Annotated in this window: 14 protein-coding genes, 1 tRNA gene and 1 riboswitch; of the genes, 14 read left to right on the forward strand and 1 reads right to left on the reverse strand. The window is 44.0% G+C overall.

The window, feature by feature from the left end; genetic code table 11:
* The first annotated feature begins 29 nt into the window (after nucleotides 1-29).
* The 5 genes from ACXJGZ_RS07390 (at nucleotide 30) to ACXJGZ_RS07410 (ending at nucleotide 5,673) form a co-directional block, all read left to right on the forward strand.
* Nucleotides 30-1,892: an anaerobic ribonucleoside triphosphate reductase gene (locus ACXJGZ_RS07390; protein WP_456398867.1), complete on the forward strand. Its 1,863-nt coding sequence runs from the start codon at nucleotides 30-32 to the stop codon at nucleotides 1,890-1,892.
* Between the two features lie 23 nt (nucleotides 1,893-1,915).
* Nucleotides 1,916-2,674 carry an anaerobic ribonucleoside-triphosphate reductase activating protein gene (locus ACXJGZ_RS07395; RefSeq protein WP_456398868.1) on the forward strand — a complete coding sequence of 253 codons (759 nt, stop codon included), beginning with the start codon at nucleotides 1,916-1,918 and terminating at the stop codon, nucleotides 2,672-2,674.
* An 18-nt stretch (nucleotides 2,675-2,692) separates the two neighbouring features.
* Nucleotides 2,693-2,770 (forward strand) — tRNA-Glu (locus ACXJGZ_RS07400).
* 116 nt (nucleotides 2,771-2,886) lie between these two features.
* A complete protein-coding gene (locus ACXJGZ_RS07405) occupies nucleotides 2,887-3,879 on the forward strand; it encodes a class I SAM-dependent methyltransferase (RefSeq protein WP_456398870.1) in 993 nt (330 codons plus the stop codon).
* A 48-nt stretch (nucleotides 3,880-3,927) separates the two neighbouring features.
* Nucleotides 3,928-5,673, forward strand: a complete 1,746-nt coding sequence (locus ACXJGZ_RS07410; protein ID WP_456398872.1) for an endonuclease/exonuclease/phosphatase family protein — start codon at nucleotides 3,928-3,930, stop codon at nucleotides 5,671-5,673.
* Between the two features lie 8 nt (nucleotides 5,674-5,681).
* On the opposite strand, the gene ACXJGZ_RS07415 is transcribed toward ACXJGZ_RS07410, so the two are convergent.
* Nucleotides 5,682-6,149, reverse strand: a complete 468-nt coding sequence (locus ACXJGZ_RS07415; RefSeq protein ID WP_456322038.1) for a DUF192 domain-containing protein — start codon at nucleotides 6,147-6,149, stop codon at nucleotides 5,682-5,684.
* 65 nt (nucleotides 6,150-6,214) lie between these two features.
* Nucleotides 6,215-6,288: riboswitch (Fluoride riboswitch) on the forward strand.
* A gap of 43 nt (nucleotides 6,289-6,331) precedes the next feature.
* Between ACXJGZ_RS07415 and ACXJGZ_RS07420 the strand changes: the two genes are divergently transcribed.
* The 9 genes from ACXJGZ_RS07420 to ACXJGZ_RS07460 all read left to right on the forward strand — a co-directional run.
* Nucleotides 6,332-7,186, forward strand: coding sequence for a prenyltransferase/squalene oxidase repeat-containing protein (locus ACXJGZ_RS07420; RefSeq protein ID WP_456326636.1), 855 nt, complete (start codon nucleotides 6,332-6,334; stop codon nucleotides 7,184-7,186).
* 23 nt (nucleotides 7,187-7,209) lie between these two features.
* Entirely contained in the window at nucleotides 7,210-7,911 is a 702-nt protein-coding gene (locus tag ACXJGZ_RS07425) for a DUF6062 family protein (protein ID WP_456398875.1), read from the forward strand.
* Nucleotides 7,901-8,227 (forward strand): hypothetical protein, encoded by a 327-nt coding sequence (locus ACXJGZ_RS07430; protein WP_293254834.1) that lies wholly within the window; start codon nucleotides 7,901-7,903, stop codon nucleotides 8,225-8,227. Before ACXJGZ_RS07425 ends, ACXJGZ_RS07430 begins: the two co-directional genes overlap by 11 nt.
* The gene (locus tag ACXJGZ_RS07435; RefSeq protein WP_456326638.1) at nucleotides 8,205-8,504 is read left to right on the forward strand and encodes a hypothetical protein; all 300 of its coding nucleotides are present in this window, start codon (nucleotides 8,205-8,207) and stop codon (nucleotides 8,502-8,504) included. The genes ACXJGZ_RS07430 and ACXJGZ_RS07435 overlap by 23 nt, the downstream gene beginning before the upstream one ends.
* Nucleotides 8,505-8,603: 99 nt before the next feature.
* On the forward strand, nucleotides 8,604-8,777 hold the full coding sequence (locus ACXJGZ_RS07440; RefSeq protein WP_456398877.1) for a hypothetical protein: 174 nt from the start codon (nucleotides 8,604-8,606) through the stop codon (nucleotides 8,775-8,777).
* Nucleotides 8,764-9,042 carry a hypothetical protein gene (locus tag ACXJGZ_RS07445; RefSeq protein WP_456326639.1) on the forward strand — a complete coding sequence of 93 codons (279 nt, stop codon included), beginning with the start codon at nucleotides 8,764-8,766 and terminating at the stop codon, nucleotides 9,040-9,042. Before ACXJGZ_RS07440 ends, ACXJGZ_RS07445 begins: the two co-directional genes overlap by 14 nt.
* Nucleotides 9,032-9,406, forward strand: coding sequence for a fluoride efflux transporter CrcB (gene crcB / locus ACXJGZ_RS07450; protein WP_293254823.1), 375 nt, complete (start codon nucleotides 9,032-9,034; stop codon nucleotides 9,404-9,406). The genes ACXJGZ_RS07445 and crcB overlap by 11 nt, the downstream gene beginning before the upstream one ends.
* Nucleotide 9,407: 1 nt before the next feature.
* A complete protein-coding gene (locus tag ACXJGZ_RS07455; protein ID WP_456322033.1) occupies nucleotides 9,408-9,788 on the forward strand; it encodes a DUF190 domain-containing protein in 381 nt (126 codons plus the stop codon).
* Between the two features lie 52 nt (nucleotides 9,789-9,840).
* Nucleotides 9,841-10,386, forward strand: a 546-nt coding sequence (locus ACXJGZ_RS07460) for a flavoprotein (protein WP_456398880.1), incomplete at its 3' end; no start/stop codon positions are given.

Genomic DNA, 10,386 nt, shown 5'->3' on the forward strand with positions numbered 1-10,386 from the left:
TTGGATAAAATATCCAAATGGTGACAGACATGGCTGAAGAATTAAAAGTGAAAAAAGTGGAAAATAAGGATATCGTTGATGAGTACGCAAAATGGAATAGTCTTGATGTTTTAGAGAATGCAAACAGATATCCGGGGCCCACGGGCTTCTTTGCTTTTGTCATGGAAAACGCGCTCATAGAGCATCTAACTTTAATTCCAAAGGAATATCTGAGACATCACTATAGAGGGGATATATACATTCATAAACTGCCATACAGCATATACATCCCCTATTGTACCGGACACAGTATAGCGAAGGTTTTGGAGAGAGGATTAAAAACTCCCACAATAAGCTCCAGACCGGCAAAACACTTTGATACCTTTGTGGATCATGTGGCTAACTACCTCATAACGATGCAACATTATTTTTCCGGAGCTCAAGCACTTTCAAGCGTGGAATGGTATGCGGGAGCCTTCATTAGGGAAGATAAGCTGGACGAAAGGAAAATAGAGCAGCAGATACAACGACTTGTTTTTAACTTGAATTATCCTTCTAGAATAGGTATGCAAACCCCCTTCACAAATTTTACCATGACACTTGATGCTCCAAAAGCTATGCTGAATGGAGACTATGCGGTCTATGGAGGGAAAAAGGTTGCTCCTCTTGGAGAATATGAGAAGGAAGCAAAAAAATTCGTGATTGCATTTACGAATGTCTTGAAGGAGGGGGATGAAAAGGGGCAGCCATTCACATTTCCAATTCCAACCCTCATGACAACGGCAAAGATGATATGGGATGATCCGGAGATATTTGAGGCTATATTTACAACCGCTGCAAAAAGAGGAAGCTTTTACTGGCTTAATACGAATATTGTTGATCCTGATGCGAGCTATGCTATGTGCTGCAGGTTAACGATAGATAAGAATGATCTCTCTCTAACCTTTGGAGTAACGGAAGAAAGTGTGGAGGAAGAAACAATCAAAAAGCTGGAAAGGCAGCGTTTTGGTGGGCTATGGGCAATGCCAGATGTTACGGGTTCAATAAACGTTACCACGATAAATTTACCCAGAATAGCCATGAAATCCAAAGATGATGACACATTTTGGCAAGAATATGGAGAGGTACTTGAGACTGTTAAAAATACAACTGAGTGGTTTCGAAATAGATATATCAAGCTGATAAACAATTATGACAACATGTATCAGATGATTCATATGTACCTCAAAGAATTTCCACTAAGTCACTTTAACACGGTGGGGATCCTCGGATTGCCCGAAGCGGCTGCTATCTATCTCAACAATCCTTCATTATGGTTTGAGGGAACGAGGAAAGAATGGAAGGAAGCTGCCAAGCTCATGAAGCAAATGGTGGAGTTTGCAACTAAAAAAGCCCGTGAATGGATGAAGGAAACCGGAATACCTTGGAATGTGGAGGAAGTGCCCGGAGAAAGTGCTGCAGCAAAGCTTGCAATGAAGGACTTAAAAGACTTCCCGGACCTCCAAAAATACCTCAGTGATATTGAGAATCCAGTTTACTCAACAAGCATAGCACCCTATTATGGAGCACTTGAACTGGTGGATAGAATAAAGGTGGAGAGCATAGTTCAAAGGAGCTTCACAGGTGGGGTAATGATGCATATATTCATTGGAGAAGAGCCCGATCCCGAAGCTCTTGCAAAGCTCACTAGGAGACTTATGAAGACTGATCTCGTTTATTGGAGTTACACTCCCGCCATAACGGTATGCAATAAATGCGGGTACTCAATAACTGGTCTCCACACACACTGTCCGCGCTGTGGGAGCGAGAACGTCGAGATATGGAGCAGAATAATCGGGTATTACAGACCCTTAAAGAACTGGAATCCCTTTAGAAAAAAGGAGTTCTGGACTAGGAAGCACTATTCTCCTTGATTTTTTTACTTGGGGGTGAACCCATGCTTGTAAGTGGATGGAAAAGCGTCAGTATGATTGATGTTCATGGAAAAGTCACGTTTACCCTCTGGCTTTGTGGGTGTAATTTAAAATGCCCTTTCTGCCACAATTGGAAAATTGCAGAAAATATAGGATGTGTGAGACTGGATGAAGCCAAATTTTTTGAAGATTTGGAAGAGAGCAAATTCCTAATCGATTATCTCCATATAACCGGCGGTGAACCTCTTCTTCAGTGGAAAGAGTTAAAGAACCTGCTGAGGAGGGTTAAGGAACTTGGGATAGCGGTCAGCCTCAACACAAACGGAACCCTCATCGTACCCCTAAAAAAGCTCATACGGGAAGGTTTAGTCGATCATATGGCGACCGATTTAAAAGCACCTCCTTCATCCCTCTATGGACTCTCCGAAGAAGCCAGTGGGGAGCTTTGGAAATCCTTTCTTAAAAGCTTGGATTTGATATCCAAACACCAGATCCCATTGGAGCTCAGAATTCCGGTGGCCAGAGGATTTGCAATGGATGAAGTCTTGAAATACATTGACAGCGCACTCTCTCATCTTAACAGGCATCCAAACTTTTACATAATTCTAAATCCTCTGGTAGGGGCTCCCATGGTTTCTCCAAGGGATGGGGAATGGTGCCGCGTTCATTGCTTCCCAAAGGAGGAGCTTGAGATTATAAGCGAACATCTGGAAGATGAGGGGATATCTCCGGTGCTCCTCTCGGCGCTTACCGAAAAGTTTTTAAATTATCCGAAAGGTTAAGAGAATGGACGCACCACTGCCCCGGTGGTGTAGCCCGGCCAAACATGCGGGCCTTTCGAGCCCGCGCCCCGGGTTCAAATCCCGGCCGGGGCACCAAAAATCTCCAAAGTGCTGTTCTGTGAGTAGCTTTACTATCAATGATGGATTCTCCTTAAAGAGAGCCCACCTTAACCATGATAAAGCTTTTTAGGGCGTAACAACTATCTCCTCCCATGCTGGCAGTAAAGGTCTATCGAAGGGAAGCGGAGAAGGTTAGAAAAAAGCTTTTAGAGACGGGTGTTTTGGCGAGGGGTTACTCTGTGAAGCGTGAGGGGGAGTATGTTCTTTTTCCTATAGTCAGACCTGTTGAAGGCTTTGAGATTGTTGAGGTAGAGTTTGAAAAAATTCCAAAGCGTCCTCACAGCTACCGCGAGATTGTTGATGTTCCGGAAAATCTTAAATCCCTTCTCCCGAGCTCCTTTGATATAATAGGAGATTTGGCAGTAATTGAACTCCCCGGGGAGCTCATGCCCTACGGAAAGGACATTGGAGATGCAATCCTAAGGGTTCATGGGCATATAAAGGGGGTTTTTGCAAAGGGCAGTAAGGTCTCAGGAACTTATAGGGTTCGTGAGCTCATACATCTTGCCGGCGAGCGGAGAACTGAAACAATCCACAAAGAGAATGGTATAAGGTTAAAACTCGACATTTCAAAGGTCTATTTTTCTCCAAGGCTGGCTACAGAGAGAATGAGGCTTTTTGAAAGGGTTAATAAGGGAGAAGTTATTCTTGACATGTTCGCAGGTGTGGGACCTTATTCAATTCTTCTTGCAAAGAAGGCAAAACTAATCTTTGCCTGTGATATAAACCCATGGGCTGTAAAATATCTAGAGGAAAACAAAAGGCTGAATAAAGTTGAAAATGTTATCCCAATCCTTGGTGATGTGAGAAAAGTGACAGGTCAGATAAAAGCCGATCGCATCATAATGAATCTCCCGAAATTTGCTCATGAATTCTTGGGTGAAGCAATAATCAGTGTTAAGAGCGGTGGGATTATACATTACTATGGCTTCTCTCACGAAAAAAACCTTTTTGGAGAGCATGAGGAGAAAATAATGCTGGTTGCACATGAACTTGGGAAGGAGGTTAAAATATTGGAGAAACGGAAGGTCAGACCCTACGCACCTCATCAGTTCAACATTGTGATTGACTTTGCAGTTTTCTAAAGGTTTTTAAGGAGAAGAACCTTATTTTTCTATTTAGGGATGATTGTAATGAGTGCTACTGATCGTGAAAAGATTTTGGCCCTTGTTGTGGGAATTGCATTCATTTCTTCAGCACGAATCTTTGTTGCAGGAGCATTTTCAAGCATTGAAGTGTTATTCTTTTACGGGGTGGCATTCCCGTCATTTATAGGGGTTCTCGCACTACTCATAGCATCCATATTTGTGAGCAGGATGAGTCATAGAACTGCGGGAGTTTTAATGGCGCTTTATGCCATTTCAATCCTCACCACAGATTGGACTCAGGGGATTCATATAATTGCGGCGCTGGTTATTCCAGTAACTCTCGCCCTCCTTGCCGAGTTTGGAGAATATTACATTTATGCAGTAGGAGGGATGGTGATAGATATTAGCTTAAGGGTACTCGCAACTGGAGGGGAGCCCATAGATTTCTTATATACACGGATTTTGCTTGCTATGATATTGTTCATCGGAGCATATCTCCTTTTTGGGATGAATGGAAAGTTAAAAACTCCCTCTTTCAGACTCTACACGTTTTTAATGCTTATGGAACTTGGACTCGCTTATCCAAATGCACTCCTCCGATACTCTGGAATTAATGTGTATTATCTTCGAGAATTCGTTGTAATGAGCATAGCTTTGGGTCTCCTTTTTTATCTAACCCTATTTATCAGCCTGTCCATAGATATTCGAATTCTAGCGATTGCTGGCATTCTCCTTTCCATAGGTGTGTACCTTCAAAACTGGCTTGGAGTAATCTTTCTCGCCGTTTTGGCAGGCATTAGCGTGGCTATGCTCCCAAGAGGCAAGCTTGAAGGTAGAATATCTGAGTTCACCCTGGGGACACTTTATTTTGTCATAATATCAGTGCTTGCTGTTGGTGCTTATGTTGGTAGGGATATAGGGCTTCCTTTTATGGAGAACAACCTTGAGGTTCTTATAATACTGACCGCACTTTTGTATTCTTTGCTAACTATTAAGGGATCTGAAGATAGAAGCATAAACATTTTGAGGAGCTCGCTTACTCCCATTGCTTTCTTATTTATCTCAGCTCTAGTTGTGCTTGTGGCATTCCATGCCTCTCCCGCTACCTCCAGTGATCTCAAAATCTGGACCTATAACCTTCACATGGGTTTTGATCCTCATGGGCACTTTAACGGAAGGGAGCTCGTTAAATTGATTGAATCAAAAAGCCCGGATGTTATTGCATCTCAAGAAGTCATAGGTGGTTCCATTCATAATGCATACCAAGACTTACCTCTTTTAATTTCCTCTCGTACGGGAATGACGTATGAATACAAGCCTACCGTTGAGGGAACTTATGGAATAGCCGTTTTTTCAAAATCCCCCATCCATTACATCGGAGGAATAAATTTGGGGAGTATAGGACAGACAAGACCGGCGATGAAGGTATCTCTGGATATTGGGAGGGAGTTAACAATTGTCAATGTCCATATGGGGCTGAATGAAGAAGAAAGAGCAATGCAGGCTGAGGAACTCTTAAAGTTTTCTTTGAAGGAGCCGAAGGCAGAGATACTCCTCGGAGACTTCAATGCACCTTCCACCGAAGAGGCATCCATCGGACTCATTGAAAAATATTACAGTGACACTTTCCCCATCGCTCCGGAATTCACCTGGCACTGGGGGAAATGGAAGGAGAGGGACGACTACATTTTCCTCTTGAAGGATTCATCATTAAAAGTTAAGTCGATGGAAGTTATAAAAACCGATATCTCCGACCACTATCCTATGGAGGTTGTCTTTGAACTCCCTTGATCTTTTATCTACGGTTTCTTGAGCTTTGGCTTCGGCTCAGCCAAGCTTATAGAACTCTTTACATTATTAACCCCTAGCTTATCGAGAGCACTCATGGGTGAGGGGATTGCTTTTCCTCTCTCATCCTCAATGATCCATCGGATTAGATCCCCCTCCTCAGCATTTAAATGGTTTGCAACTCCCGGAGGTGTCTCAATAACATAACGGGCACTCTTCTTTGGTGTGTAGATACGCCATGGTTTTGCTTCTTTAATATCCACAATTCTCATGCTGCGGTCGAGGAACAGTATGTCTATGCTCTGAAGCATGAAGAACATGTGGATTGTGGCGTTTATCCTCGCTTCACCGGGCAGAATAAAAACTAGGGCGTAGTCTATTCTGGATTTGAGCATGAGCCCTTTAAAACGCTTAAAAAACGTGTCCGCGACTTTAACCCTTCCGTGCCACACTTTATCTTTGGTTTCATTTATAAGCATGCGCCATCATCCCATTCATTACTGATAAAACTTGTGCATAAAGCTTTTTAAATGGTTTTGGTGTAGAAGATTTGGGCGATGGCGTCCGCCGGGGCTTCGAGTCCGAACCGCCGAAAAGGCTAATGACGCCTATTCTTTCGCCAATAATCAGAAGGTTGGAAGAATAGGTTGGAGGTGTGAAAATGGGCTCGAAGCTCTATGATTTGAGAAAGTACATTAACATGGATGCCCTTTTGAGGTACCTAGAGGAGCGCCGTCATGAGGATGGAGGATACTGCTTTGTCTCGGTTTTGGATGAAACAAACATAAACGACACTTATTATGCCGTCAGGATTTATGATCTCCTCGGAATGGAAGTTCCGGAGAAGGAGAAGACAATTGAATTCCTCTATGATTCTCTAAAACCCCAGCAGGCTGCCGTGGCACTGGCGATGGGTATGGAAGCCCTTGGGATTCTGGGGGCGAAGGATTTAGCCCTTGAAAAAATCGAGCTATTTTCAGAGAAGTATGACCCGCTGAATGGAAAATTTGCCGTTGGTCTTGGTGGAAGTGAGGAATTCGGAACATCAACACCTTTAGAAGCCACCTACTGGGTTCTAAGGGCATTTAATTCCATAGGCTACGAACTTGATGAGGAGGCTAGGGAAAAGGTCAGCAGCTTCATAATGAGCTTTAAAAAAGGACATGGGTTCGGGCTTAAACAGCCCACAACCACCATGACATATCAGGCTCTGTTCTCATTGAGGGCCCTTGGATATGATGCCTTAAAGACCCCCCATTTCAAAAAGTGCGAGGTGTATGGAGGCTTTACAGAGGTTCCCTATTCCCTTCCGCCATATCTGGAGCCTACGTTCTATGCCATCAGGGGGATGCGTGTCATACGGGAGAAACCTCTTTACATAAAGGCACATATAAACTTTATACGGACGCTTCAGAACCCCAACGGGGGGTTCAGGAGATCCATTGAGATGGGAATCTCGAACTTCCAGAACACCTACAGAGCGCTGAAGGCATTAAGTGAGCTCTTGGAGTTCTAATTTCATTTTTGCGGGGGTTTATCATGGATTTAATAGGGATATACCTAAAGGAGGCCATTGATGAAGGGGTGTGCCCGGTATGCAGGATTCTGGAAAAGCATGAGAACAATGTGATAGGAGAAATTCTCTATGAGCATGTGCTCGATCCCGAGGTGGACAGGAGCTTTAAAAAGAGCATGGGGCTCTGCACGTACCACGCATGGAAGCTCAAGGAAATAGCATATGCAAACCCCCTCTATGGTGCTCTTGGAGTCAGTATGCTCTATGAGAGGGTTCTCTCCCATTATATCACATCCCTGAAGAAAGGAGATGCAGGGGAAGAGGAGTGTCCTCTATGTCTGTTGAGCAGGGAAAAAGAGAGGAACACAATAGAATCCATTGCCATCCGGTTCGATGAGCTTTTTGAAGTTTATAAAAACTCCAGCTCAATCTTCTGCAAAAGACATTTTGAGATGCTCTATAACTATCTGAGGGAACGAGATCTTCCAAAAGCGGAGAAGCTAAAAGAAGTGCAGATTAAAAAGCTCGAATCAATCGATGAGGGGCTTGAGAAGTTCATCTCAAAATTTGACTACCGCTCAAAAGAAGCTCCCACCAGCAGGGAAGCGGGATCACCTATTTTGGCAATATATGCTCTGAGGGGCAGTTTAATTGGAACAAACCTCCAGAAAATGTGCAGGGAAGAGAGGAGAAGGCTCTTTAGGGGTGGGATTTTTGGAGATTGAACTCTGGGTTGAAAACGAGGAATTTCGGAAAATCAGAGAAAGAAAGAGGGAAGTCCAAAAAAATTTTGAGAGGATTGAGGAGCTTGAGGAGACCCTAGAAGTACTCCAGATGAAAATGCTGCTTGAGAAGAAGCGGCGGTTGGAGAAAAAGATTGAGGAGATAAAGAGATATTATGAAGAGCTCATAGAGTTCAGCGAGAGAGCTAAAAGGGATAGGGAGCTCCTAAAGCAGATGAGAAAGGCGATAAGTGAGGAGAACAGGAAGTTTAGAAAAGAATTACAGGCGAGGAGAAATGAGGATAATTGTGAGACCTAAGAGGGGATGGAGAAAGGTTGTCTTCAAAATCGATGATGAAGCTTTCAGAAGGATTGAGCTAGCCGGATCCAAATATGATTTCAGGGTGGATGAAACCCTCAAGGTACTCATAAAGGGTGACTTTCTTACGAAGAGGGAGGAACTGGATGTTGATATGCTCGTTGGTGAGATAAAGAGGCTTGAACATGAACTTTACAAAATCGAAGGGAGCTGGGCTCCCCTTAAGTTCTCCGCCTTTGGGATCGCAAGGGATAACCAGAACCTCGCGACGGACTGATAGCGGAGAATAAACGTCTTAGGAAGATGCTCAACAAGGGGGAGAGAGACTACTCGAAGATTGAAGAGCTTATACACTACTACATGAGGATGTGAGGGTATGGAGGAAGTTGCAAGGCTTCTCAGGTTGAGAGATGAGCTCTTAAAAAGGATTTCAATTATGGAAGCAAAGTATGGGCAGGCTTTAAAAGATCAGGAAATGCTCTTAGCTACCATTGAAAAATTGAGGGAAGAAAACAGACGATTGATGGTGAGTGAAAGTGAAGGAGGATGACGAATATTTTAAAAAGGCTCTGAAGTTTCTTCAGGAAGGAGGAGACGTGGAAGAGCTTAAGAGAGAAGTCGCCATGCTCTCGGCAAAGGAAGCCTCAATGAACTACAAGCTCTTCGATGTTTATACAGCGAATCGAATACTTGCAATGCGTCTGATGGGCTATGCATCCGAGAACCGCTTTTTGGGCGGCTCTTTCATAACCCGGGAGATTGAGGAGATAGTGGACAAATATCTCAGAACTGGAGGTAGGAAAAATGAACGCTAGGATCATGCTCATGATAGCCTTGGGGGGAGCTTTAGGAGCGCTGGCACGTTATGGGATAGCAGGCTTTCTTCCCGTGTATAGGGACTTTCCTGTAGGTACTCTAATCGTGAACAGCATGGCAAGCCTGCTTCTGGGGTATCTCTATGGCTTGCTTTTCTTTGGTGGAGGGGTCTCCTCGGATATGAGGGCATTCTTTGGAACGGGCTTTTGCGGTGCATTGAGCACCTTTTCGACATTTTCCTATGAGACTTTTGAGCTTTTGAGGGATAGGGAGTATGTTCTGGGGTTTCTTAACATTTCAGCAAACGTTATAATCACGATAAGCCTAGTATTTTTAGGTTTCATTCTTGCGAGGAGGGTGTGAAATGGTTGAAATTGAGCACTGGAACACTTTGAGAATGAAGATTTACATAGGGGAGAACGACAATTACAAAGGAAAACCCCTCTACAAAGCAATCGTGGACAGGCTCAGGGAGATGGGGATAGCGGGGGCAACGGTTTACAGGGCGATCCTGGGCTTCGGAAAGAAGAGCAAGGTGCACTCAGCAGAGGTTTTGAGGCTCTCAACGGATCTGCCAATTGTGATAGAAGCCGTTGACAGGGGATATAAAATTGAGAAGGCTATAAACGAGATAAAACCCATGATTAAGGACGGTATGATAACCGTGGAGCCGGTTATAGTGGTGTGGGTGGGGAGTAGGGAGGAAATCAAAAAATTTGAGGAGGATGCTGTAAGGGAAGGTTAGCATAAGGGAAGCTTTATTTAAGCTGATGCTCATTCTTCTATGGTGATTAAAAATGCTCCATCACGTTGAATTAATTCATGCCACAAAGAGCAAAAAGCTCTTGGGAAAGAAAATTGTTCTGGCAATTCCGGGGAGCATAGCGGCAGTAGAGTGCGTAAAGCTTGTGCGTGAATTAATAAGGCACGGCGCTGAGGTTCACGCCGTCATGAGCGAGAGCGCCCAGAAGATAATCCATCCATACGCAATGGAGTTTGCAACTGGGAATAAAGTTGTAACGGAAATCACGGGCTTCATCGAGCACGTTGAGCTATGTGGTGAGCATGATAAAAAAGCGGACCTCGTTTTAGTCTGTCCGGCAACTGCCAACACAATCTCAAAGATAGCCTGTGGCATTGATGATACTCCAGTAACTACCGTCGTAACAACGGCTTTTGCCCACACGCCAATAATGATAGCTCCGGCGATGCACGCAACAATGTACGAGCATCCCATAGTCAGAGAGAACATTGAAAAGCTTAAGAGAGTTGGAGTGGAGTTCATAGGGCCGCGCTTTGAGGAGGGAAAAGCTAAAGTTGCGAGCATTGATGAGATTATCTAC

The sequence above is a fragment of the Palaeococcus sp. (in: euryarchaeotes) genome, from assembly GCF_053987695.1.